Genomic DNA, 26,432 nt, shown 5'->3' on the forward strand with positions numbered 1-26,432 from the left:
TTATTTTTCGTTATTAAATTTGCGTAAATTTGTAATCAATAAATTTTATTAATCATGGAAATTAAAAACTTGTCTCAATACAGTAATGCTGAAAAAATAATTCTGGCCGAACAATTGTGGGATAGTGTGTCTAAAGAAGAATTGAGCATTTCCAGTGAAGTTGAAAAAGAACTTGATATTCGACTAAAAAATTTAGAAGAAGGTAAAACCGAATTGTATACATGGGATGAGATAAAAGCTCATTTGAAAACTATTAGATAGTGCATAAAATTCAGTTTACAAAAGAAGCTTTGTTTGATATCGAGGACATTGTGCTGTGGTACGAAGAGCAAAGAATTGGATTGTCATATGATTTTGAGTTGTGTCTCGAGGCTGGATTAGATACTCTTGTACGAAATCCAGATGCATTTCAAAAAAGATATAAAACAGTAAAAGTTCGTTTCATTTCAAGATTTCCATACGGAATACATTATAAATTTGAAAAGAATGAAATAATAGTAATAGGTGTTTTTCATACTTCCCGTTCACCTAAAAATTGGTCAAAGAGATTAGGTTTAAAATAAACATGAATCTTTTTTAATCTGTTTGAAATTAGAGAAATTGATTATAAAATCACAAAGATTTGCGCTAATTCGTGAATTCGTGGCGAAAAAAAATCTCAGAACCTTAGCAACTTACCATCTCAGTACCTTCAAAAAAAAGCCGATTTTTTTACATTATCATACAAATCATCCTAAATTTGTTAAGAAATCCCTTTTTGTTTCATAAAATGCAATCTTTTTTTTGGTGCACTAAAAATAATTTATACATTCGCAGAGAATTTAAACAATAAGACAAACAAAATGGCAAGTAACCGTTTTTATTTTAGCAACAACTTTTATTTCTTCTTTAGTAGAAGTCAGGATTGTGCTATGGTTATTTGAGATCGAATTTTAAGACAAATAAAACTAATATACAATCCTGATGCAAATCAGGATTTTTTTTTGACTATATGACAACGAAAATTGCAATACAAGGTATTAAAGGATCATTTCATCATCAGGTTGTAAAGGAGTATTTCTCTGAAAATGTGGATATTGATGAATGTTTGTCTTTTGAAGAATTGATCGACAGCCTTATTGCCGGAAAATCTGATCAAGCTGTAATGGCAATTGAAAACTCGATTGCAGGGCCGATTATCCCAAATTATGCTTTGATTGACAAGAATAATTTACACATAATTGGAGAGCATTATTTAAATATTCAGCAGAATTTAATGGCTTTAAAAGGTCAGAAAATTGAAGATATTAGAGAAGTTCATTCGCATCCAATGGCACTTTTACAGTGTATGGATTTCTTGAAACAATATCCAAATATCAAATTGGTTGAGGATAAAGATACAGCAGAAACGGCGAGAAGAATTCAGGAAAAAAAATTAACTGGAATTGCCGCGATTGCAAGTCAGACTGCTGCTGAAATGTACGATCTTGATATTATTGCACCAGCGATTCAAACGATTAAAAATAATATGACTCGTTTTGTAATCATCAAAAAGCAAAATTCATTTTTGCCAGAAAACGAAATTAACAGAGCTTCTGTCAAATTCGAATTGGATCATAAAAGAGGAAGCTTAGCAGCAGTTTTAAATGTAATGAGCGATTGCAAATTGAATTTAACGAAAATTCAGTCGCTTCCAAAAATCGAAACGCCTTGGAAATATTCGTTTTTCGTAGACGTAACATTCGAGAAATACGAAGATTATGCAAAAGCAAAAGCGTTATTAACGATAATGGCAGAATATTTTAAAGTGTTGGGAGAATATAGAAACACAAGGCCATAAAAAAGGAAATTCCAAAATTTAAAAATTCCAAATTCCAATTGTTTGGGATTAAAAAATAAAAAACTCTAAAAGAGAATAAATAAGAATCATGATAACAACAGCAAAACGATTAGACACAGTTGAAGAATACTACTTCTCATCAAAATTAAGAGAAGTGAGACAGCTGATGTCTGAAGGAAAACCGATCATCAATATGGGAATTGGAAGCCCAGATTTGAGTCCATCGAAAGCCGTAATTGAAGCAGTAGCTTCAGCAATTCAGGACGAGAATGGGCATGGTTATCAAAGCTATCAGGGATTGCCAGAAATGAGACAGGCGATGGCGGATTTCTATAAAGATCAGTTTGGTGTTGAAGTGAATCCGAATAATGAGATTTTACCATTGATGGGTTCAAAAGAAGGAATTATGCATATTTCGCTGGCTTTTTTAAATGAAGGCGATCACGTTTTAATTCCGAATCCAGGTTATCCGACTTATACTTCGGTAACCAATTTGGTAGGAGCGGTTCCAGTTTATTATGATTTGAAAGAAGCAAATCAATGGGAACCAGACTTTGAAGCTTTAGAAAAATTAGATCTTTCGAAAGTAAAATTAATGTGGCTGGGTTATCCGCACATGCCAACAGGAGCGAGAGGAAGTTTAGCGTTATTTGAAAAATTGGTTGCTTTTGCTAAAAAACACAACATTTTATTGATTAATGATAATCCATATAGTTTTGTTTTGAATGATAATCCGATGAGTTTATTGCAGGTTGAAGGTGCGAAAGATGTGGCTTTAGAATTAAATTCATTAAGTAAAACATTCAACATGGCAGGCTGGAGAGTCGGAATGGTTTTAGGAAATCCTGAAATTATCGATGCAGTCCTAAAAGTAAAAAGCAACATGGATAGCGGAATGTATTACGGAATTCAAAAAGGTGCAATCGCGGCATTGAAATGTGATAAATCTTGGTTTGAAGATAATAACAAAATTTACAGACGAAGAAGAGAATTAACTGAAAAGCTGGCAGAAAAATTAAACTGCAAAGTATATAAAGAAGGAGTTGGACTGTTCGTTTGGGCAAAACTTCCTGAAGGAATCGAATCAGCAGAAAAGTTCATTGACGAAATATTATATGAGAAACATATTTTCATCACACCGGGAACCATTTTCGGAAGCAACGGTGAAGGATATATTAGATTCTCATTGTGTGTAAAAGAGGAGAAAGTACAGGAAGCGATTGATCGATTTTAGTATTAAGATTTAAGAATCAAGAACCAAGATTTTTATCCAGATTGTCAGGCTGAGCGGAGTCGAAGCCTTTCTAGTTGGAATTTGGAATTTTAAAACTTGGAATTTTAAAGAATTATGAAAGTATACGTAATAGGAATAGGGTTAATAGGCGGTTCAATGGTGCTAGACATCAAAGGGCGTTATCCTGATGCGACTATTTTAGGAATCGATAGCAATGAACAGCATTTGCAGGAAGCAATTGAATTAGGCGTTATTGACGAAGCGGGAAGCTTTGAAGATTTACAAAAAGCAGATTTTGTAATCGTATCAGTTCCAGTAGATGTAGCGTTGACGGTTTTGCCTAAGGTTTTGGATGCAGTTGGGGATAAAACGATTGTTTTTGAAGTAGGATCGACTAAAAAACCAATTTGTGAAGCAGTTGTCAATCACCCAAAAAGAAGAAATTTTATTGCAACGCACCCAATTGCTGGAACAGAATTTTCTGGACCATCAGCAGCAATAAGAGGTTTGTTTCAAGGAAAAACAAACATTATTTGTGAAGTCGAAAAGACTGCTTTTAAATTACAGGAGAAAGCATTAAATCTTTTTACTTCAATCGGAATGAGAATTCGATATATGGATCCCGTTTCGCACGACAAACACATTGCCTACGTTTCGCATTTATCGCACATTAGTTCGTTTATGCTCGGAAAAACGGTAATGAATAAAGAAAAAGACGAACAGGATATTTTTGACATGGCGGGAAGTGGATTTGAAAGTACGGTTCGTCTAGCAAAAAGTTCACCCGCAATGTGGACACCAATTTTTAAACAAAACAAAGAATACGTTCTGGAAACCTTGGAAGGTTATATTGCAAATCTGACTCAATTTAGAGATTTGCTGGCAGACGACAATTACAACGCCATTTTTGAAGAAATGGAAGGTGTAAATAAAATTAGAGAAATATTAAACGGAATAACTATAAAAAAGTAAACACAATTAAAAATGGAAAATAAGAAAGAAATGAGAAAGTGGTTAGAAGATTTCAATTTAAATCACCCACTTGTGATAGCTGGACCTTGTAGTGCAGAAACTGAAGATCAAGTTTTGAAAATTGCTCATGAATTGAAAGATTCTAAAGTAAGCGTATTCAGAGCTGGAATCTGGAAACCAAGAACTCGCCCAGGAGGATTTGAAGGTGTTGGTGAAATCGGATTAAAATGGTTGCAAAAAGCTAAAGCAGAAACTGGTTTGTTAATGGGAACTGAAGTGGCAACTGCAGCTCACTGTAAACTTGCTTTAGAACACGATATCGACGTATTATGGGTTGGTGCTCGTACAACAGCAAACCCTTTCGCAGTTCAAGAAATTGCTGATACTTTGAAAGGAACGGATAAAATTGTTTTGGTGAAAAATCCTGTAAATCCAGATTTAGCTTTATGGTTAGGTGGTGTTGAGCGTTTACACATGGCAGGTATTGAGAAATTAGGTGTTATCCACAGAGGTTTCTCTACTTACGAAAAAACAAAATACAGAAACATTCCAGAATGGCAGATTGCTATCGAATTACAAAATAAATTCCCTGATTTGCCATTAATCATTGACCCATCTCACATTACTGGAGATCGTAAAATGATTTTCGAAGTAACTCAAGAGGCTTTAGATTTGAACTACGACGGTATGATCATCGAAACGCACTTCGACCCAGACAACGCTTGGTCTGATGCTGCACAGCAAGTAACTCCAGATGCTTTGAAACAAATCATTAAAGATTTGACTATCAGAAAAACGGATGATACTACAGATGAGTACAGCCAAAAAATGACAAAACTAAGAGCTAACATCGACGTTCTAGATGCTAATTTATTAGAGCTTTTAGGAAAACGTATGAAAGTGGCTGACGAAATTGGTCAAGTGAAAAAAGACGCTAACGTTGCCATTCTTCAAAATAACCGTTGGAACGAAATCTTAGGAAAAATGATTTTAGAAGGTGAGAAAAAAGGTCTTACTGAAGAGTTTGTTTTGAGAATGTTCAAAGCAATTCACCAAGAAAGTATCGGTCACCAAGAGAAAATTTTCAACGCATAATTTTTTCTAAAACCATATAAGTGATATAAGATAATTTTAGATTTTAAAAATCTTGATTTAAAGTTTTCTTATAGCATTCATTAAAAGTAGATTGTTTTTTAAGAATCCTCAACACTTTGAAAAAAGAGTTGGGGATTTTTTTAGGTTTAAACCATATAAGTATAGAAAGTTTTTTCTCTTTGCTATATAAACATAGCCCACGGTTTCAACCGTGGAAACGTAATGTAAATCCACAATCTTTGAAGAAACAAAATGGATATTTCCAATCTTTGTCCCCACGATTGAAACCGTGGGTTATGTTAATTAGAGTATGAAAAGAAATTTAAATTATTGTGCAGAGAAACCGTGGGTTATGTTTTAAAATTGGATCAATTAGAATATGAAACGTCTTTGTCTTATATTTCTTCAATGCCTTATATGGTTCAAAATATTCATTTATCTTTGCAAAAGATTTAAGGTTTAATCTGAAATCTAAAATCTGAAATCTAAAATTAAAGAATGACAGGAACCGTTTATAAATCTACAGGAAGCTGGTATACCGTAAAATCTGAAAAAGGGGATTTTGTGGAATGCCGTATGAAAGGGAAATTCAGAATTAAAGGAATCAAAAGTACCAACCCTATTGCTGTAGGCGATATAGTCGATTATGAATTGGATGAAACTTCAGATGCTGTAACGGGAACAATTCACAACATTCACGAAAGAAAAAATTATATTGTTCGTAAATCGGTTAACTTGTCCAAGCAGATTCATATTATTGCTTCCAATATTGACCAGGTTTTTTTACTGATTACAATTGATAATCCGCCGACAACGACTAGTTTTATTGACCGTTTTTTGGTTACAGCCGAAGCTTACGGAATCGAAGCAATTCTTGTTTTTAATAAAATCGACACTTTAACAGAACAGACTTTAGACGATCAGTTGTATTTACAGCACATCTATTCTGAAATTGGTTACAAATGTCTTCGCATTTCTTCGACAGAAAATAAAGGTGTTGACAAACTAAAAGAAATGATGATTGGCAAAGTAAGCATGTTTTCTGGACATTCAGGAGTGGGGAAATCGACTTTGGTCAATGCTTTAGAACCTACTCTTCATTTAAAAACTTCCGTAATTTCAGAGCAGAGCAAACAAGGACAGCATACCACTACTTTTGCCGAAATGTACGATTTGTCTTTTGATGCTCGAATTATCGATACACCAGGAATCAAAGGTTTTGGAATTGTAGATATGGAGCCTTCAGAAATCAGTGGTTATTTTCCAGAATTCTTCCGATTAAAAGATCAATGTAAGTTTAACAACTGTTTACACAAAGAAGAACCACATTGTGCTATAAAAGCGGCTTTAGAAAGAGACGAAATTGCTTGGTCGCGCTACAATAGTTACCTGAAAATCCTCGAAGGTGACGAAGAACATTATCGTACCGATACGTATGGCGAAGACCGTGCGGCAAGTGATGAAACCCGAAAATAAATTTAAAATTCCAATCTTTTAAATCCCAAATTCCAAACTATCGATGCAATGTATTGCGTCTAACAAGTAATTTATAATTCATAATTTGCAATTTATAATTTCATGAAAGTAGTCATCCAAAGAGTTTCTCAAGCTTCAGTAACTGTAGATCAAAAAATAACGGCCGAAATTCAAAAAGGGTTATTGGTTTTAGTCGGAATTGAAGATGCCGATACGCAGGAAGATATGGACTGGCTGGCTGGTAAAATTGTGAAAATGAGAATTTTTGGAGACGAAAATGATGTGATGAACTGCTCTGTTCAGGATATTGACGGCGATATTATTGTGGTAAGCCAATTTACGCTTCACGCTTCAACGAAAAAAGGAAATCGTCCTTCTTATATAAAAGCTTCAAAACCAGATTTTGCAATTCCGACTTACGAGAAGTTTGTTCAAGCAGTAGAAAAAGAGTTTGGAAGGAAAGTTCAAACCGGAATTTTTGGTGCCGATATGAAAGTCAGGCTACTAAACGACGGACCAGTTACAATTGTAATGGATAGCAAAAACAGGGAATAAAATATTATTAAACATTTGTTAAGGATTTCTGAAAAAAATATATATTTGACGAAAATCCCTATTAATGAAAAACCTTTTTTTTGCGTTATTTTTATTCTTAATTAACCTCACTGCGTTTGCTCAAAAGAGCACTTATCCTATATTTTCTATTCCCGATAGTTTAACACAAAATGCCAATGCTGTCCTTCGTTTGGACCAAATGGATATTGTGATTGCTTCGCAAAGAAGCATGGCTATAAAAACGCAAAGAATCGTTTCTGTTTTTAACGAAAAAGGGTTAAGAGATATCGATGCCTATAGCCATTATGATAAAACTACTTCAGTCAAAACTATTGAAGCTGTGGTTTATGATGCATTAGGAAATGAGATAAAAAAAATCAAAAGAAAAGACTTTAGAGATCAGAGTGCCGTAAGCGGAAGCACTCTTTTTTCGGACAATCGTATACTCTATTTAGACTACACACCAATTTCGTATCCTTTTACAATTGCTTTTACTTCTGAAGTCGAAACTTCAAATACTGCCTTTATACCAAAATGGTATTTTATTGGAGGCTATAATTTAAGTGTAGAAAAATGTATTTTGAATGTTACTTATCCAAAAGGATTAGGTTTTAAAAAGAAAGAGTTTCAATTTGATCTTTTTGATATAAAAAAAACAGCTGATACAGATACCAATTTAAGTTATCTAGCAACGAATATTCCTGCTCAAAAACAAGAAGATCTTAGTCCGTCTCCTTCAGATCTTTTCCCAAAAGTCATGATGGGATTAGAAAATTTCCACTTAGAAGGAGTTGATGGAAATGCAACTACTTGGGAGGCATTCGGAAAATGGTATAGCGATAAAATCTTAACCGGAACTACGGTCTTGCCAGAAGAAACAAAAGCAAAAATCAAAGCTTTGGTTGGAGATGAAAAAGATCCGATTAAGAAGGCAAAAATCATTTACGATTATGTGCAGAAAAAATCTCGATATGTTAATATTGCCGTTGGCATCGGTGGCTGGAAACCTATGCTAGCCAATGATGTAGATCGTTTAGGATATGGAGATTGTAAAGCATTATCCAATTATACCAAAGCACTTTTGCAGGCTGTAGATGTTCCTTCTTATAACACTATTTTATATGGCGATCGTTATAAAGAAGATATTCAATCTGATTTTGTTTCGATGCAGGGAAATCACATGATTCTTGCCATCCCAAATAAAGATAATTATGTCTGGCTAGAATGTACAAGTCAGGATGATCCGTTTGGGTATCAGGGCACATTTACCGATGATCGCGATGTTTTGGTTGTGAAACCTGATGGTGGAGAAATTGTACGAACTAAAATCTATGATGACAAAGGAAATATACAGGAAGGTAAAGGAGTGTACACAATCGATCAAGCTGGAAATTTTTCTGGAGTTTTAAAGATAGCTTCTCAAGGAAGTGTTTATGCTTCTAAATCTCAAGTAGAAACTATGCAGCCAAATGAGAAAGAGGAACATTATAAAAATTACTGGGATAATATTAATAACCTGAAATTAGGTAAAATTACTTTTACTAACGATAAAGAAAATATTCGTTTTACCGAAGATGTCCAGTTAAGCGCTGCAAATTATGGAGCACTTTCGGGCAACAAAATGATTTTTGTAGTTGATGCTTTTAATCAATATACGGGAAGCGTGAAACGAATTAGAAATCGCAAAAATCCATTTCAAATTCAGAGAGGTTATTTGGATACCGATGAAATTGAGATTAATCTTCCAGAAGGTTTTAGTATCGAATTTCTGCCTTCAAACTATGAATTAAAAGGAAAGTTTGGAGAATACAAAACTGAAATCATCAAAAAAGACAATAACAAATTGACATACAAGAGATCGATGTTCTTAAACAAAGGTAAATATTCGAATAAAGAATACGATGAATACCGCTTGTTTATGGAACAAGTTTCTAGAAATGATAACGCCAAAATAATATTGACAAAAAATTAAACCATTATAACCAAAAACAAACCAAAAATTACCAATGAAAATTATTAAACTATTTAGCCTGTCTGTGATTTTATTGATCGCTCCCAAAGCGATTTCACAGGAATTTAAACTCGGAAAGGTCTCTGTTGCAGAATTGGAACAGAAAGTACATCCAAAAGATACTGCAGCTGTTGCGGCAATTCTCTATAAAAAAGGAGTTTCCAGAATGGAGTATGATCAAAATGATGGTTTTTACATGGCAACCGATGTAGAGACCCGTATTAAGATTTATAAAAAAGAGGGTTACGAATGGGCGAATCAGCAAGTTTGGTACCGAAACACTACAAATTTAAAAGAAAGAGTATTTTTTGCAGATGCCGTGACCTATAATCTTGTGAACGGGAAAATAGAAAAAACCAAATTGAAAAGTGACGGTTCATTTGATGAAGTTATTTCGAAATACAGAGGGCAAAAAAAGATCACAATGCCAAACGTAAAAGAAGGTTCTGTAATCGAATTTCGTTACACTATAAAATGTCCAAATGCAGGTATAATTCGTGATTGGGATTTTCAGGCCTCGATTCCTGTAAACTATTCAGAGTTTAAAGTTGCTTATCCGGAATATTATGTTTTTAAACCAAGACAAAAAGGTTATATTTTTCCGAAAGTGACAACATCAAAAAATTCAAAATCTATTACGATTAATAGTAAAGAAAGAAGTGGTGGACGTGTTTCCAGCACTAATTTTTCTTCTGATAATATTGATTATATAGAAACAGAAACTATTTATGTGGCTCAGGATTTTCCAGCGATGAAAGATGAAAGTTTTGTTAATAATATTGACAACTATACATCAAGCGTTCAGCATGAATTGTCTTTAGTTCATTTTCCAAATAGCCCAATGAAGGAATATTCTACAGACTGGAATTCTGTTGTAAAAACAATTTACGAATATGACGATTTTGGTCCAGAGCTTAATAAAACAGGATATTTTGAAGAGGATTTGAAAAAACTGCTGACAGGAATTGATGGTCAGAATGAAAGAATTTGGGCAATTCTGAACTATGTAAAAGCAAATGTAAAGTGGAACAACTATACAGGTTATAGCTGTGATAATGGTGTGAAAAAAGCATATAAAGAAAAAACAGGAAATATTGCAGATATCAATTTAATGCTTACGGCGATGTTGCGTTCGTCAGGGTTAACTGCAAATCCAGTTTTAGTAAGCACACGTGATAACGGAATTGCATTATTTCCAAACAGAAATGCTTTTGACTATGTTGTTGCAGCAGTTGAAACTCCGAATGGATATATTTTGCTGGACGCAACTGACAAATACTCAACTCCAAATGTTCTTCCGTATAGAACACTAAACTGGTTTGGAAGACTGATAAGAAAAGACGGTTCTTCTGAGGAAATAGATTTAATGCCTAAAAAGGCATCGAATGATTTTGTTTTCCTGAATTATGATATTGATGCTAATGGGAAAATCACGGGAAAAACTAGAAGACAATGCACCGATTACAATGCAATGATCAGCAGAGCAAACTTCGAAAAATTGAAGGAGGAGGAATACCTTGAAAAATTAGAAAATAATAATAGAAAGATTGAAATAAGTGATTATTCAAGAACAAACGAAAAAGAGCTTTTGTCTCCAACAATTGAGACTTATTCATTTACAGGAAATGATTTGTGTGAAGTGATTGGGGGTAAAATTTATGTAAATCCGCTGTTATTCTTTACTCAGGATAAAAATCCATTCAAACAGGAAGTGCGTGAATACCCAGTAGATTTTGGTTATCCATTTTCAGATAAATTTAATATTTCTATCAAAATTCCAGAAGGCTATACTGTAGAAACTTTGCCAGCAGCAGTTGCTTACAATATGGAAAACAATTTGGGAAGCTTTAAGTTTAATATTGCCCAAAACGAGAATGTTTTACAAATAATGGTAACCAATCAAATCAATGAAGCAATTGTTTCGACAGAACAGTATGAAATGTTAAAAGAATACTACAAAGGTATGATTGCGAAGCAAACCGAAAAAATCGTTTTAAAACGTATTTAGTAAGATGAGAAATTTTATAATTTCTATCTTTTTGTTTTGTGCATTTCTGAAAGGAATTGCACAAAATGCTTCTTTAGGAAATGTTACAATAGCACAGCTGGAAGAAAAAAGGCATCCAAAAGATTCAACTTCGGCGGCGGCTATTTTGTATAGTAATATCGCTTTAAATCTTAATAATAACGGAAACTCTCAAAAGACGACCACTAAGAAAATTAAGATTTATAAAAGCGAAGGCTATTATTTATCAAATATTGCAATTTATTTTGCGGCCGGAAAATTAAGTTATGTGCATATAGTGAGTGCCTTTACTTATAATTTAGTTGATGGAAAAATTGTAAAGACAAAACTTAAACCTGAAAATGAGTTTATCGAAAAAACCAATACCAGTTACTGGATTAAAAAAATAGCTTTTCCAGAAGTAAAGGAAGGTTCTATTATTGAATTTCAGTACACCGAAGAAGGTGGTTTCTCTACTCTTTACAATTGGAATTTTCAAGAAAATATCCCAGTCAATTATTCTGAGCTTAAAACCATTTTTCCAGATGCTTTTGTGTTTAAAAAAAATCTGAAAGGTTTTTTTGCGCCCAAAATAACTTCGAAAGTGGCTAACACTTACAATTATATTGCTACAGAAACAAGTTATGTTTTTCAGAATCTGCCAGCAATGAAAGAAGAAGCTTTTGTAAATAATATTGACAATTACAGAACAGGAATTACTATTGAGTTAGAAAGAATTTCTGTTCCTGGACAGTTTTATAAGACATTGTCATCAGACTGGACAAGTGTTGCCAAAACTATTTATGATTTTGATTCCTTCGGGACGGAATTAAATAAATCGGGCTATTTTGAAGAAGATCTTAAAGTATTATTGGAAGGAAAAACAACAGCTAATGCAAAAATTACTGCGATTTTAGAATATGTGAAATCAAATGTAAAATGGAATCAGCATGCTGGCTATTCTTGCGAAAAAGGAGTTCGTAAAGCTTACAAAGAAAAAATAGGAAATAGCGCAGATATTAATTTAATGCTTACCGCAATGCTTCGAGAGGCGAAACTTAAAGCAAATCCTGTTTTGATTAGTACCCGTTCAAACGGAATTGCTTTTTTTCCGAATCTAAATGCTTTCAATTATGTGATTGCAGCTGTTGAATCAGGAGACGAAATGATACTGCTTGATGCGACAGATCCTTTCTCTGCTCCAAACGTACTTCCTTTAAGAGATTTAAATTGGATAGGAAGATTAATTCGTAAAGACGGAACTTCAGAAAGCATTGATTTGGCTCCTAAAAAGTTTGCAGCAGATAATGTTGCAATAGATTATACTATCGAAGCTGGAGGCAGAATAAAAGGAAAAGTAAGATGCCAGTACACAGAGCACAAAGCAATGGACTGCAGAAATAATTTTGAAAAAACGAAAGAAGACGCCTATCTCGACGATCTCGAAAATAAATATGGTAAAATCGAAATAAACGATTATAGCAGATCAAATGAAAAAGATGTTTTGTTGCCAGCTGTAGAAAGCTTTTCGTTTACAAGCACCAATTTTTGTGAATTAATAGGGGACAAAATATATATTAAGCCAATGCTCTTTTTTGCTAATACAAAAAATCCTTTTAAGCAGGAAACAAGAGAATATCCTGTCGATTTTGGATTTCCTTTTTTAGAAAAATACAATATTAGCATACGAATTCCTGAAGGTTATGCACTAGAAACAATTCCTGTTGGAGGAGTAGTCGCGATGGACGAAGATTTAGGAGTTTTTAGATATAACATTGCAGTCATTGATAATACGCTACAATTATTAGTGTCACATCAAATTAATTCGCCTATAGTGTCTAAAGAACAATACGTAATTCTAAAAGATTACTACAAAGAAATGATCGCAAAACAAACCGAAAAAATAGTTTTAAAACGTATTTAAGAATGTTGAGATTTCTCCTAATTTGTACTGCCCTTTTGGGAAGTACAATAACAATTCAAGCTCAAAAATATGAATTGGGCAAAGTAACAATTTCAGAATTAAATGAGAAAGTTCATCCTAAAGATAGCAGCGCGCCCGCTGCTATCCTGTTTAAAAAGGGAAGGACTTATTTTGGTTATAACAAGGATGTTGGATTTTATGCCAACCATGTCTGCGAGGTAAAAATCAAAATTTACAAGAAAGAAGGTTTGAGCTGGGCAGACCAGAAAGTGCGTTTCTATATTGGATACGAAAAGTTAAATGAAGACCGTTTAGAGTTCTCAGATGCGGTTACGTATAATTTAGAAAACGGAACCATTGTAAAAACGAAACTAAATAATCAAGGAGAATTTAAAACCAAAATCAATAAATACTGGAAAGAAAAGACCATTACATTGCCAAATGTAAAAGTGGGTTCTATTATTGAGTATAAATATGTTTTAAAATCGGAAAATCTTATAAAATTTCCAGATTTTGATATTCAGTTTGACATTCCTGTCGACTATTTTTATTACAAGACACAAATTCCAGAATTTTTTATTTATAAGCCTATTTTAATTGGAGGAATTCCGCTTACAACGGAATCTAAATTTACAAGTGCTAGTCAGAGTTTTGACAATGCTTACAGTCAGACCAGTTCCTTTAGCTACAAACAAATTGAAACCTTTTATGAAGGAAAAGATGTTCCTGCGTTAAAAGAGGAACCGTATATCAATAATCTTGAAAATTATCGAGGCAGTATTCAGCAGGAACTAGAAAGAGTTCGTATGCCAGATCAGCCTGTTAAAGATTACAGTTTGACATGGGAAGGCGTTGCACAAACGATTTTTAAAGACGAGAGTTTTGGCAAACAGCTTAATGAAGCCTCATTGTTTACAGACGATCTCAATAAATTATTGACAAACGTAGAAGATAAAAATGAAAGATTGAATCTGATTTTTACGTATGTTAAGAATCGAATGAACTGGAATGAAATTAATAGCTGTCATACAGAAAAAGGAGTTGTAAAAGCTTATAAAGATCAAACGGGGAATGTAGCCGAAATTAATTTTATTTTGATCAATATGCTTCGTGCGGCTGGTATAGAAGCAAATCCAGTTTTGGTAAGTACAATCCAGAACGGACTTCCCGTTTATCCCACAAGAACAGGATTTAATTATGTAATAGTTGCAGCAGATATTGATGGAAAAAGAATCCTTTTGGATGCAACGCATAAACTTACTTCTCCTAACATTTTACCATTAAATGTTTTAAACTGGAAAGGAAGATTGGTTAAGAAAGATGGCAGTTCGCAAGAAATAGAATTAGATCCTGCATCACAATCTAAAGAAATTTATACTCTTATGGTTAAAGTGGATCCTGACGGAAAAATGAATGGTCAGGCGAGGGTGCAGCGAACAGATTATGATGCGTACAGCTTTAGAGAAGAAAACAATGCTAAAACGGAGGATTCTTATCTGGAAAAATTTGAGAATAAATTGGGAGGATTAACGATTTCAAATTATAAAATAGAGAATCAGAAATCAAATTTAGATCAGTCGGTTATAGAAACTTTTACTTTTGCTTCAGACAGCCGTTCAGATATTATTAACGGTAAGATTTTTGTAAATCCGTTATTGTTTTTCACACAAACAAAAAATCCATTCAATCAGGAAAATAGAGTTATGCCAGTTTATTTTGGGTATAAAAATTTGGAAAGATTTACTTTTAATGTCGAAATTCCACAAGGTTATACAGTAGAATCTATGCCAAAACCGGTTAAAATCTCTTCAGAAGACAAAAAGATGTCGTTTATTTTAAATTTTTCAGTTTCAGAAAACAAAATTCAAATTATAAGCCAAAAAGAAATCAACAATAGTATTTTTGCAGCTGAGGATTACGGAATGATAAAAGAGTTTTTTCAGAAAATGATTGTAAGCCAAAATGAAAAAATTGTTCTAAAAAAAATATGATAAAATGAATTTTCGTCCGCTTGCCATTTTTCTTTTTCTGATTCTTTTTACTTCTGGAATTAACGCTCAAAATTTTGAATTGGGAAAAGTAACCATTCAGGAATTACAGGAAAAAGAAAACCCTAAAGATACTTTTGCGCCAGCGGCCATTTTATTTAAAAAAGGAAGAACCTATTTTACTTATACAGAAGAAAATGGTTTTATTGCCAATCATGTTTACGAATTCAGAATTAAAATTTATAAAAAAGAAGGATTAAGCTGGGCAACTCAAAAAGTATCTTATTACGTAGGATACGAGAACTTAAGAGACGATAAAGTCTCCTTTTCGGACGCTGTAACATACAATCTCGTAAATGGAGAAATTGTAAAAACAAAAATGAAAAGCGATGGCAATTTTAATAATAAAGTAAATCAATATTGGAACGTTGCCTCAATCACGCTTCCTAATGTAAAAGAAGGATCTGTTATAGAATTTAAATATGTTTTAAAATCTGAAAACTTGGTTCGTCTTCCTGATTTTGAATTTCAGTATGATATTCCAGTCAATTATTTTGAATACAAATCTGAAATTCCGGAATTCTTTATTTATAAAACGCTTATTGTTGGCAACATAAAACCAGAAATGAGCGGAGAGGTAGAGAATATTAAACAGATTTACGCTAGCAATTACAAGCAAATTCGAAGCTTATATACCGGAAAAGACGTTCCTGCATTAAAAGAAGAAAGCTTTATTGATAATATAGACAACTATAGAGGTTCAATTCAAAATGAACTAGAACTAAAAAGATTTCCAGATAAGCCAGTCGTAGATTATACTAAAACCTGGGAAGGACTGGCATCCACTACTTACAAAGACGCTGAATTTGGAAAAGAATTGGCTGAAAGAAGTTTTTTTGAAGAAGATTTAAAGAAACTTCTGCAAGACGCAAATTCTCCGAGGCAACGGCTAGACACCATTTTCAAATTTGTTCAGAATAGAATGAATTGGGATAAAAAGAAAGGCTATTATACCGTTAAAGGAGTCAAGAAAGCGTACCAAGAACAAACAGGGAATGTAGCTGAAATTAATTTAATGCTTATTGCAATGCTAAAGGCGGCTAAAATTGAGGCAAATCCAGTTTTAGTAAGTACTACCGAAAATGGAATTCCATTATTTCCTAACCGTACCGTTTTTAATTATGTGATTGCCGCAGCTGAAATTGATGGCGAACAGATTTTAATGGATGCATCCAGTAAGTTTACAATTCCAAACATTCTTCCATTAAACGTTTTAAACTGGAAAGGAAGACTAATTAAGAGCGATGGTTTTTCTAAAGAAATAGAATTGATTCCGACAAGTTTTTCAAAACGCATCAATACCATAAAAGTGTCATTGTCGCCAGAAACAGCTCAGCTTAACGGAACTTTATCTCTACAGAAAACAGATTATCTAGCACTTTCCTTTAGAGAAAATTATGGAGGTAAAGCCAATGAAAGCAACATCGAAAGATTGGAAAATGATTTTGGAGGAATTGAAATAGAAGATTATAAAATTGAAAATCAAAACAGCAATTTATCGAAACCTGTTTTTGAAAAAATCACATTTAGTTCAAATAAAGCCTATGACATAATTGGAGACAAAATAGTGCTCAATCCTCTGCTGTTTTTTACTTACGGAAGCAATCCTTTCAAATTAGAAAAAAGACAAATGCCAATTTACTTTGGCTATCCAGAACAAAGAAAATATAATCTATTTTTGAAAATACCAGATGGTTATAAGGTAGAATCGGTGCCAACTCCATTAAGAATTGTTATGGAAGATAAAGCAGCTTCGTACACGATGAACACGATGGCAGATGAAAATCAGATACAGATTATAGTAACTCAGGAAATCAGCAAAGCTATTTTTCCGACCGATGATTACGATATGATTAGAGATTTTTTTCAGAAAATAATCGAAATTCAAAACAATAAAATAATTCTAAAAAAGACATAGAAGATGGACTTGAAAAATGCACAACTTGACGTAGATACTTGGATAAAAGAACACGGTGTTCGTTATTTTAACGAATTGACCAATATGGCACAACTAACAGAAGAAGTTGGAGAAGTGGCAAGGATTATTGCCCGCCGTTACGGAGAACAATCTGAAAAAGAAAGCGATAAAAACAAAGATTTAGGAGAAGAATTGGCAGATGTTGTCTTCGTAGTTTTATGTTTGGCAAATCAGACCGGAATCGATTTACAAGCCGCTTTTGACAAAAAAATGGATCTAAAATCGGTTAGAGATAAAGATCGTCACAAAAACAATGATAAATTGAAATAATTGTGAAATATCACTCATAAGTTTTGAATTATGAGTTTTGAATTTTGAATTATGAATGGGGAGTGGTAAATTGCGGGGCTGAATTATGTTTCTAGTCATTCATAATTCATAATTCACAACTTACAATTAAAAAAATGAATTTAAAATTAAGCACGAATTCACCATTCACCATTGATGATTCGCAACTAAATATTACCGGTTCTAAAAGTGAAACGAACCGTTTATTGTTACTAAAAGCATTATTCCCAAATATTACTTTAGCCAATACATCAAACTCAGATGACAGCGAAGTAATGCAGAAAGCACTTGCCGGAAATGATGAAATTGTAGACATTCACCACGCAGGAACAGCAATGCGTTTCCTTACGGCTTATTTTTCGGTTAACGAAGGCAGAGAAGTAGTTCTGACAGGTTCGAGTAGAATGCAGGAACGTCCGATTAAAATTTTAGTTGAAGCTTTGGCACAATTGGGTGTTGAGATTTCATACGAAAAAAATGAAGGTTACCCGCCAATTAGAATTAAAGGAAAAAAAGTTACTGCTTCAAAAGTAACGCTGGCAGCAAATGTGAGCAGCCAATATATTTCGGCACTTTTATTAGTAGCTTCAAAATTAGATAATGGTTTAGAGCTAACTTTAGAAGGAGAAATTACTTCAATTCCGTATATCAAAATGACTTTAGCTTTGCTAGCGGATTTAGATATTCAGACTAGTTTTGAAGGAAACGTAATTAAAGTTTATCCAAAAACCTCAGTTGAAACCAAAGAGATGGTAGTCGAATCAGATTGGAGTTCTGCTTCTTATTTCTTCAGTCTTGTAGCTTTGTCAGATGCTGCAAAAATTACTTTAAGCAGTTACAAAGAAAATAGTCTTCAGGGAGATTCTGAATTGGTTTCGCTTTACGCGAAAATGGGCGTGAAAACAACTTTCCAAAATAATAAAATGACTTTGGAAAAAGTTTCTGGATTCAATTACCTAGATGTAAATTTTGAATTGAATAATACGCCAGATATCGCTCAGACTATTGTAGTAACGTGTTTAGGTCTAGGAATCGGATGCCATTTAACAGGTCTTCATACTTTAAAAATTAAAGAAACAGATCGTTTAGAAGCTCTAAGAAATGAGCTTACTAAATTGGGCGCTAATATTTCGGTGACTAATGATAGTTTGACTTTAGTTCGTTCAGAAAATATTAATCACGATATTCATATTGCAACTTATAATGATCACCGTATGGCAATGGCATTTGCGCCGCTTGCGATTAAAGTACCTATTATCATTGACGATGCAGAAGTGGTTTCAAAATCATACCCAGATTTCTGGAATGACTTAAAAGCATTAAATTTTCAAATTGAAGAAATTTAATTTTTTTTGAACCATATAAGTCATATAAGTTCATTTTAAATAAAAGCAGAATAAAGCTTAAAAAATGTAACCTCTGGTTGAAACCAGAGGTTTTTTTATGCGCATTGGAAAGTAAACCCGACAGGTTTTTAAAACCTGTCGGGTTTAAACGGGAATGTAAGCAGTCTTAAAATGAACTTATATGGCTTATATGGTTTAGATAAGTTAAAATTGACTTAAAGAATAGCTTTTTAAGTCAATCTGAAACCTCAGTAAATCAAGGACTTTTGAAAATAAAAGGCAAAACACTTGACAACGCCTATCTCACAATCGTATATTTGCAACCGATTTAAAATTTTAGATGAGCAAATCTAAAATCTACACGCTAAAATCTATAATTCAAATATGAAATTATCACACTTCAATTTCAACTTACCGAAAGAACTTTTGGCTGAATTCCCAGCAGAAAACAGAGATGAATCTCGCTTAATGGTAATTGACCGTAAAAAAAATACTATCGAACATAAAATGTTTAAAGACGTTATCAACTATTTTGATGACGGAGACGTTTTAATTCTTAACAATACAAAAGTTTTCCCTGCGCGTTTGTACGGAAACAAAGAAAAAACAGGAGCTAGAATTGAGGTTTTCTTATTAAGAGAATTAAATTCTGAGCAAAGACTTTGGGACGTTTTAGTAGACCCAGCTAGAAAAATCCGTATTGGTAACAAACTTTATTTTGGTGATGACGATTCGTTGGTTGCTGAGGTAATCGACAATACTACTTCTCGCGGTAGAACTTTACGTTTCTTATACGATGGATCTTACGAAGAATTCAGAAATAAATTGACAGAACTTGGAGAAACTCCAATTCCTAAATACATCAACAGAGAAGTAACTGCTGAGGATGCTGAAAGATACCAAACAATTTATGCAAAAGAAGAAGGAGCTGTAGCAGCACCAACTGCAGGTTTACACTTCTCTAAACACCTTTTGAAAAAATTAGAAATCAAAGGAGTGAACTTTGCAGAGGTAACTTTACACGTTGGTTTAGGAACTTTCAACCCAGTTGAGGTTGAAGATTTGTCTAAACACAAAATGGATTCTGAGGAATTGATCATTACTCAAAAAGCTTGTGATATCGTAAATGAAGGAAAAGCAAAGAAAAAACGTATTTGTGCTGTAGGAACAACTTCTATGCGTGCAATTGAAAGTTCTGTTTCTTCTGCAAACACTTTAAATCCATACGAAGGATGGACAAATAAATTTATTTTCCCTCCTCACGATTTCAGTATCGCAAACTGTATGATTACAAACTTCCACACACCAAAATCAACATTGTTAATGATGATTTCTGCTTTCTGTGGACACGATTTAATGAAAAAAGCATACGAAGAAGCGATCAAAGAAGGATACAAATTCTATTCTTACGGAGACGCAATGTTGATTTTATAATTAGCATTTATCATAAAAAAAGACCCGACAAGTTTTCAAGATTTGTCGGGTTTTTTCGTTTTATTTGTTTCACGTTCGTTGTGAAATTTAACCGCAAAGTCCGCAAGGATTTTTTTACTCGGTTTGTGTTTGCAAAATGAAAAAGAACGCAAAGCTTTGCGAACTTATTAACGTTTGTAACGTTCAGTTTGATAAAAAATCCTTGCGGACTTTGCGGTAAAAAACATAAAGCATTTCAACTTGAAACCTAAAACCTGAAACAAAACAAACAAAATTTGTTATTTTAGCACATAAAACAAAAAACAATGACTTTTCAAAATACACGCGAATTTGCACGAGAGCTTGATTTGCAAGACGCATTAAAACAGTATCAAAACGAATTTATTTTCCCTAAAGTAAATGATAAAAGAGTAATTTATTTTACAGGAAATTCATTAGGCTTACAGCCAAAACGTACCAAAGCCTACATAGACGAAGTTATGAACGACTGGGCAGAACTAGCTGTTGAAGGTCATTTTTATGCTGAAAAACCGTGGTGGGATTATCAGGAAAGATTTGCAGAACCATTGAGTAAAATTGTGGGTGCACTTCCGTCAGAAGTTACGGTTATGAATACTTTGACGGTAAATCTTCACTTGTTGATGGTTTCTTTTTATCAGCCAAAAGGGAAACGTTACAAAATTATCTGCGAAGAAAAAGCTTTTCCGTCAGATCAATATATGTTTCAGAGTCAGGTAAATTTTCATGGATACAAACCAGAAGATGCTATTGTAGAAATCAAACGTAGAGAAGGAGAACATAATATTCGTCTAGAAGACGTTTTAGCAAAAATTGAAGAAGTTGGCGATGAATTGGCTTTAGTCTTAATTGGTGGAGTAAATTATTATACAGGACAAGTTTTTGATATTAAAAACATAACGGCCGCTGGTCAAAAAGCAGGAGCAAAAGTGGGTTGGGATTTAGCGCACGCCGCTGGAAATATCAAACTAGAACTGCACGATTGGAATGTCGATTTTGCTGCTTGGTGCAGTTATAAATACATGAATTCAGGTCCAGGAAATGCTTCGGGCTGTTTCGTTCATGAAAAACATCATAATTCAGATCTTCCAAGATTTGCGGGATGGTGGGGACACAATAAAGAGCGCCGTTTTAAAATGGAACCTACTTTTGATCCCGTTCATGGAGCAGACGGATGGCAGATTAGTAATCTTCCCGTTCTTTCGCTGGCACCATATTTGGCTTCTGTAGAAATGTTTGCTGAAGTTGGAATGGATGCTTTAATCAAAAAGCGTGATCATATTACTTCTTATCTGGAATTTATTCTTCATGAAATTGATAAAGAAGTCGATAGTACTTTTGAAATTATCACGCCTACAAATCCAGAAGAAAGAGCTTCTCAGTTATCTGTATTTTTGCACGGAGAAGGAAGAGCTTTATTTGATTATTTAATGAAAAACGGAGTAATCACAGACTGGCGCGAACCAAATGTAATTCGTCTTGCACCAGTTCCACTGTATTGCTCTTATGAAGATATGTACGATTTCGGACAAATCCTGAAAAAAGGAATTTTAGGAAAGTAAGTTTTTTAAGTTGCAAAGTTACAGAGTTGCAAAGAGGCAAAGTTTTTTTGCCACTCCCGATAGCTATCGGGATAAAAGGACTTAAAGGGATTTTATTTTTATGCTTAAATCTTTTAAATCTGCCCGAAACAATTTATTAATATATTATCAATTGCCTCCAGCTTTAGCTGGAGGTTTTTTTATGTCACAAATCAGGCTTTAGCCCAAACAGTAAAGTTTGGCTAAAGCCTTTTCGGTATTTCTTAATTTTACCTCCAGCTAAAGCAGGAGGCAATTCAAATTAAAACTTTGCGACTTAGCGTCTTTGCGAGATTATTATCTACAAAAAAAACAAAAATCTGCGAGAAATAATTTCTCCCGCAGATTTAGCAGATTCAGCAGAAAAAAAATCCTTTTAATCTTTTCAATCTGTGGCATAAAAAGTCTAGGGATAAAACTTTGCATCTTTGTCACTTTACCACTCTGTTCCCTCAAATTTTATAATCTTTCAAAAAAATTCTGTAACAACTGTTATAGCAGATATTTCGTAATTTGTAATGTATAATTTTAAAAATTACAATCATGAAAGGCTTATATATATTATTGACCGTGATATTTTTAACTTCTTGCCAGCAACAAAGCAAAGAAGATATAAATAAAGCTAAACAAGCCAGCATTGATTCAATGAAAGTTGAGATTAACAAACAGCGTGTTATCGATTCGATGAAGACTGAAATGGCTAAAATAAATGCAGAAAAGATCGAGGCTCAGAAAGAAGCTCAGAAAGAGAAAGTTGTTGTCGTGCATCAGCAAGACGGAACAACAGCTGCACCAGCCGCAACAGCTAAAAAGAAAGGTTGGAGTGCAACCGCTAAAGGTGCCGTAATTGGTGCTGGAGTTGGTGCTGCAACTGGAGCAATTGTCAGTAAGAAAAAAGGCGAAGGTGCTATTATTGGCGGTTTGGCCGGAGCTGCGGTAGGAACTGGAACTGGAGCTGTTATTGACAGCAAGAATAAGAAGAAAGAATAGTATATTCTATAAATAAAAACAAACCCCAAATGTGACCACATTTGGGGTTTTCAATTTTAAACCAACTCTGAAACGGGAATTTTAATACCAACTAATTCTGATTTACAAGAATCGAGTTGATTTAGGTCACCTTTAAAGGGCATCGTCGATTCAAATAAATTTTTATAATACTCAATTCCATCCAACAGATTCGATTTAAAAGTATTCCATTTTTTAAGCTGAGCAACTGTAAGTTCTCCAGAAAGAGATTGAATTTCATTTCTAAAATACTCCACATACATTTTAAGCTCTTTTATAAATAAGTTTGGACGTTCTGTTCTAATAACCGATTTGCCTTGATAAATATGCTGGATCATATCTTTTAAAGAAACTTCCTGATCAAAATAAGCTAAGTTTGGTCCAGGGCAAATGACTACGCCTTGTGCCTGACCTTTTATTTTAATATCATTTTCCAGATAAGAAGCATTGGCCAACCCAACACACAAACATGATTTTTCGGTAATTTTAATTTTGCTTTTTTCGAATTCATCAGCAGATAAAGCATCTTTTTTTGCTTCTAATTCTTCCAGTTTTATATCCTGATATTTTTTTGAGGCCGTACAGATTCCGTGCGGATCGTATTCTTTGCTTAATGCTAAAAATTTCTTTGGGCACGAACTTCCTGCTTTATTTTCATGAATTCGCTTTTGCTTAAAAAATTCATTCGTGGTTCCTTTCAACGTATTAAACGGAACTCCCAAAGGCGAAATATTACTTAAGTAAAAATCATCTTCTTTGGCATTCATCAATAAATTACGGGTTTCTTGGTCTACAGAAGTAGCTTCGGGAACCAATAAAAATGGAGAGCCCCAGCCCACAGAATCGACGTTGTATTTGTCTAATAAAAACTCATGTTCTGCTGCTGTTCCAACTCCGCCTTGAACGGTAATTTTTAATTCTAAAGGGTTTTCAGGACAAGTCATATTTTTTGACTGTAGAGCCTTAATCATTAATTCATGGGCAGATTGTATCAATTGCTCTTTTTTCTCCTTGAATTCCTCTAGAATAGTGCCCAATAAAAGGCCGTCGGTGGCAAACGCATGTCCGCCGCAGTTTAATCCCGATTCAATTCGGTATTCAGAAACCCAAAGCCCTTTTTTGGCTAAAAAATTTCCTTGAATCATTGCCGATCTAAAATCGCTTACTTTTAGGATAATTTTTTTTCTCAGAAAATTATTTTCATCTGGGAAAAAATCTTTGAAGTTTTCGAAATAACCGAACAATCTCGGATTCATCCCTGCTGAAAGCACAACTGAAGATTCCAGATTACTATTGGCAAAACCTCTTAAAGCAGCATGAGCATCATTAAATTCGGTAGGAAGCTGTTCGTTTTTGATAAAATTATCTTTATCTAATTTCGTCATGATATTGACGTCAATCTCTCCAGGAAAAAGATGCGATTCAATATAATTCTGAATGTTTTCCTTAAAAGCAATTCCATCGTCCAGTAAATTCTGAAATCCTTTTTTAATATCAGAAGTATTAGGCAACATTGACATAAAGTTTTCTAAAGACGTTTTGCTTTCTGCCAATTCTGTTTTAAAATTTTCGAATTTCTCTTTTACAATTTTATCGACTAAATTTAAATAAGAGGTAATTCTTTCAGCACGATAATCGTGAAATTTTTGAGTGATTTCTTCGTATGGAATGTTGAATTTAGTGCTGTAAAAATTACGCATCTTTTCAATCAAATCATCATCGGCCAAAGCAACAACTGATGAAATTCCGTACTGCGCGACTCTTATTGGGCTGTCTATCGTATAGGCCAATCCCATTACCGGAATATGAAAAGTATGCAGATTTCTTTTTGTCATTTGTATTCGGATTAAAATAGAGACAAATGAAAAAAAATAATTCTTTTTAAAACCTGATAAATGTCAGGTTTGTGGGTTGGTAAAGTTTTTTTCGCCACTAATTCACGAATTATTTTTAATGAAATTCGTGAATTAGTGGCAGAAAATCTTTGCGTTTTTTATATCAAAATCTTCTTGAGAGATTCTGCAATGCTTCGCCACAGAAGATTATAAAACGATCTGTCTTGAAGTCGCTCGACTTCAATTTCTGCAGATTTTGCTCCGTCTTTGGAATCATTTTTTACCAGTAAATTGGCAATTGCAGATTTAAGCTTGGCTTCTTTTTCTGGATTTTTCTTTTTGTACAATTTTACTTTGAGATCATCATAATCTAAAGAAGCATTTCCTTTTGAGCCATTGTCGTTTCCGTAAAAATTAAAACGGTATTTGTTAAAAGTTCCTGTAAAAGTGGAGTTTATGTAAGGTTTGGTAAATCTTGTCATCGCCGTAACGTCAAAATTTGAAATAGTGCCTTGAATATGAAATCCGTCGCTTTTATCCAAAACATTAAAACTCCAATCGACATCAAGAGGAGAGTTTTTCATAAAAATACATTTGACTTTTATTTTGACATCGTCTGTTTTTTTTAAGCCAAAACCGCTTCGCAAATTAGTTGCTTGCAGATTGAATTTGTCGAAGGTTAAAACTCCAGGGCCTTTAGAAAAATCAAGCTCTTCTTCGTAAACCAGTTTCGATTTTAAAACTTGAAGTGTGTCAATTTGAAGCGGAAATTTTAGATTTCGCAGTAAATGATTGTACAGGTATTTTTTGCTTGGATCGTCTTTTATCATTTTTCCGCGATAAATATTAGCATCAAAATGATTAATTACTAGCGAATTTGCTTTAAGATAAAATTGGTCATTTTTAAAACCCCAATCCATTTTTTCAACCTGTGCCGAGTCAAATTTTAAACGGTAAATATCTTTTTCTTTGTCAAGATGTTTCAAAAAATCTCGTCGTTCCAATTGAGGAAGATTGGAGAAATTATTAATCTTTAAAAAATTCTTTTCGGTGCTTATTTTTCCAATATTGATGTGGTAAAAACCATTTGGTCTGTAAAATAAGCTGTCGCAAACCAAAGCATATTTTTTATATTGAATCGGAATTTTTTCTTTTAAAGTAGCGTCGGTAATTAAAATCCCTTCCAGTTTTAAAAGGATTTTTTTGATGCTAAAAATTGGTTTTTCTGTGTCGAGAGAAACAACATCGACCGTTCCATCGTTGAGGTAAATATTCGAAACCGCAATAATTTTTCGAAAAGGATCAATAATCTCTTTCTGAATACTTTTGCTGTTATTGATTAATTTTTCGCCTTTTTTGTATAAAATGATTCGCGGTTTATTGATAATTATGCTTTCCGCCTGAATGACATCGCGAAAAGCCAAATCCCAAATATTGAAATGCTTTATGGTGATGGATTCAATTTTAGAAAAAAGTCCGTTTTTGCTGTCTTTTGGTTCATTTTTCGGACTCACCAATAAAGTCTGCGCATTAATATTTCTGGAAAAAAGAGAGACTTCAATTTTTTCGTAATTAATATTATAAGCGGTTTTGTTTTTTTCGTGAATAATAATCGGAAGCTGTTTTTTGATCCAGTAATTCAGACCAATATTGGCAAGAATTACAATCACAAGGAGAGAAATTACTACAAGAGCTATTTTTTTATAGATTGACATTTATAGTATTAATTTTAAATACATAAATTTAGACTTTTAATAAGAGTGGCTCCTTATAAAATTTTATATAAAAGTTATATTATTACAAATT

At 33.5% G+C, this 26,432-nt stretch carries 20 protein-coding genes; 18 read left to right on the forward strand and 2 right to left on the reverse strand.

Features of this window, described 5'->3' with window-relative positions; all coding sequences use genetic code 11:
- Window positions 1-54 precede the first annotated feature (54 nt).
- The 18 genes from ACWA1F_RS15795 to ACWA1F_RS15880 all read left to right on the forward strand — a co-directional run bounded on the left by ACWA1F_RS15795 (window position 55) and on the right by ACWA1F_RS15880 (window position 22,773).
- Complete coding sequence (locus ACWA1F_RS15795; RefSeq protein WP_456894905.1) at window positions 55-261, forward strand: addiction module protein; 207 nt, start codon at window positions 55-57, stop codon at window positions 259-261.
- Complete coding sequence (locus ACWA1F_RS15800; protein ID WP_456894907.1) at window positions 261-563, forward strand: type II toxin-antitoxin system RelE/ParE family toxin; 303 nt, start codon at window positions 261-263, stop codon at window positions 561-563. Before ACWA1F_RS15795 ends, ACWA1F_RS15800 begins: the two co-directional genes overlap by 1 nt.
- Window positions 564-991: 428 nt before the next feature.
- Window positions 992-1,819 carry a prephenate dehydratase gene (locus ACWA1F_RS15805; protein WP_456894909.1) on the forward strand — a complete coding sequence of 276 codons (828 nt, stop codon included), beginning with the start codon at window positions 992-994 and terminating at the stop codon, window positions 1,817-1,819.
- A gap of 88 nt (window positions 1,820-1,907) precedes the next feature.
- Window positions 1,908-3,053, forward strand: coding sequence for a pyridoxal phosphate-dependent aminotransferase (locus ACWA1F_RS15810; protein WP_456894911.1), 1,146 nt, complete (start codon window positions 1,908-1,910; stop codon window positions 3,051-3,053).
- Between the two features lie 114 nt (window positions 3,054-3,167).
- A complete protein-coding gene (locus ACWA1F_RS15815; RefSeq protein WP_456894913.1) occupies window positions 3,168-4,025 on the forward strand; it encodes a prephenate dehydrogenase in 858 nt (285 codons plus the stop codon).
- Between the two features lie 12 nt (window positions 4,026-4,037).
- A complete protein-coding gene (locus ACWA1F_RS15820) occupies window positions 4,038-5,120 on the forward strand; it encodes a bifunctional 3-deoxy-7-phosphoheptulonate synthase/chorismate mutase type II (protein WP_053472520.1) in 1,083 nt (360 codons plus the stop codon).
- 498 nt (window positions 5,121-5,618) lie between these two features.
- Window positions 5,619-6,596 (forward strand): ribosome small subunit-dependent GTPase A, encoded by a 978-nt coding sequence (gene rsgA / locus ACWA1F_RS15825; protein ID WP_456894915.1) that lies wholly within the window; start codon window positions 5,619-5,621, stop codon window positions 6,594-6,596.
- 102 nt (window positions 6,597-6,698) lie between these two features.
- On the forward strand, window positions 6,699-7,151 hold the full coding sequence (gene dtd, locus ACWA1F_RS15830; RefSeq protein ID WP_456894917.1) for a D-aminoacyl-tRNA deacylase: 453 nt from the start codon (window positions 6,699-6,701) through the stop codon (window positions 7,149-7,151).
- A 64-nt stretch (window positions 7,152-7,215) separates the two neighbouring features.
- Entirely contained in the window at window positions 7,216-9,123 is a 1,908-nt protein-coding gene (locus ACWA1F_RS15835; RefSeq protein ID WP_456894919.1) for a DUF3857 domain-containing protein, read from the forward strand.
- A gap of 34 nt (window positions 9,124-9,157) precedes the next feature.
- Window positions 9,158-11,170, forward strand: a complete 2,013-nt coding sequence (locus ACWA1F_RS15840) for a DUF3857 domain-containing protein (RefSeq protein WP_456894921.1) — start codon at window positions 9,158-9,160, stop codon at window positions 11,168-11,170.
- Between the two features lie 4 nt (window positions 11,171-11,174).
- Window positions 11,175-13,091, forward strand: coding sequence for a DUF3857 domain-containing protein (locus ACWA1F_RS15845; RefSeq protein WP_456894923.1), 1,917 nt, complete (start codon window positions 11,175-11,177; stop codon window positions 13,089-13,091).
- Between the two features lie 2 nt (window positions 13,092-13,093).
- Entirely contained in the window at window positions 13,094-15,082 is a 1,989-nt protein-coding gene (locus ACWA1F_RS15850) for a DUF3857 domain-containing protein (RefSeq protein ID WP_456894925.1), read from the forward strand.
- Window positions 15,083-15,086: 4 nt separating this feature from the next.
- On the forward strand, window positions 15,087-17,057 hold the full coding sequence (locus ACWA1F_RS15855; protein ID WP_456894927.1) for a DUF3857 domain-containing protein: 1,971 nt from the start codon (window positions 15,087-15,089) through the stop codon (window positions 17,055-17,057).
- 3 nt (window positions 17,058-17,060) lie between these two features.
- Window positions 17,061-17,387: a nucleotide pyrophosphohydrolase gene (locus ACWA1F_RS15860; protein ID WP_012022600.1), complete on the forward strand. Its 327-nt coding sequence runs from the start codon at window positions 17,061-17,063 to the stop codon at window positions 17,385-17,387.
- A gap of 134 nt (window positions 17,388-17,521) precedes the next feature.
- The gene (gene aroA, locus ACWA1F_RS15865; protein WP_456894930.1) at window positions 17,522-18,751 is read left to right on the forward strand and encodes a 3-phosphoshikimate 1-carboxyvinyltransferase; all 1,230 of its coding nucleotides are present in this window, start codon (window positions 17,522-17,524) and stop codon (window positions 18,749-18,751) included.
- Window positions 18,752-19,135: 384 nt separating this feature from the next.
- Window positions 19,136-20,185: a tRNA preQ1(34) S-adenosylmethionine ribosyltransferase-isomerase QueA gene (queA, locus tag ACWA1F_RS15870; RefSeq protein ID WP_306153164.1), complete on the forward strand. Its 1,050-nt coding sequence runs from the start codon at window positions 19,136-19,138 to the stop codon at window positions 20,183-20,185.
- 305 nt (window positions 20,186-20,490) lie between these two features.
- A complete protein-coding gene (kynU, locus tag ACWA1F_RS15875; RefSeq protein ID WP_456894933.1) occupies window positions 20,491-21,765 on the forward strand; it encodes a kynureninase in 1,275 nt (424 codons plus the stop codon).
- Between the two features lie 561 nt (window positions 21,766-22,326).
- Window positions 22,327-22,773: a YMGG-like glycine zipper-containing protein gene (locus ACWA1F_RS15880; protein ID WP_306153160.1), complete on the forward strand. Its 447-nt coding sequence runs from the start codon at window positions 22,327-22,329 to the stop codon at window positions 22,771-22,773.
- A 56-nt stretch (window positions 22,774-22,829) separates the two neighbouring features.
- On the opposite strand, the gene ACWA1F_RS15885 is transcribed toward ACWA1F_RS15880, so the two are convergent.
- Window positions 22,830-24,626, reverse strand: coding sequence for a hypothetical protein (locus ACWA1F_RS15885; protein WP_456894935.1), 1,797 nt, complete (start codon window positions 24,624-24,626; stop codon window positions 22,830-22,832).
- A 158-nt stretch (window positions 24,627-24,784) separates the two neighbouring features.
- On the reverse strand, window positions 24,785-26,341 hold the full coding sequence (locus ACWA1F_RS15890) for a hypothetical protein (protein WP_456894937.1): 1,557 nt from the start codon (window positions 26,339-26,341) through the stop codon (window positions 24,785-24,787).
- Window positions 26,342-26,432: the final 91 nt, after the last annotated feature.

The sequence above is a fragment of the Flavobacterium erigeronis genome (genome assembly GCF_054075165.1).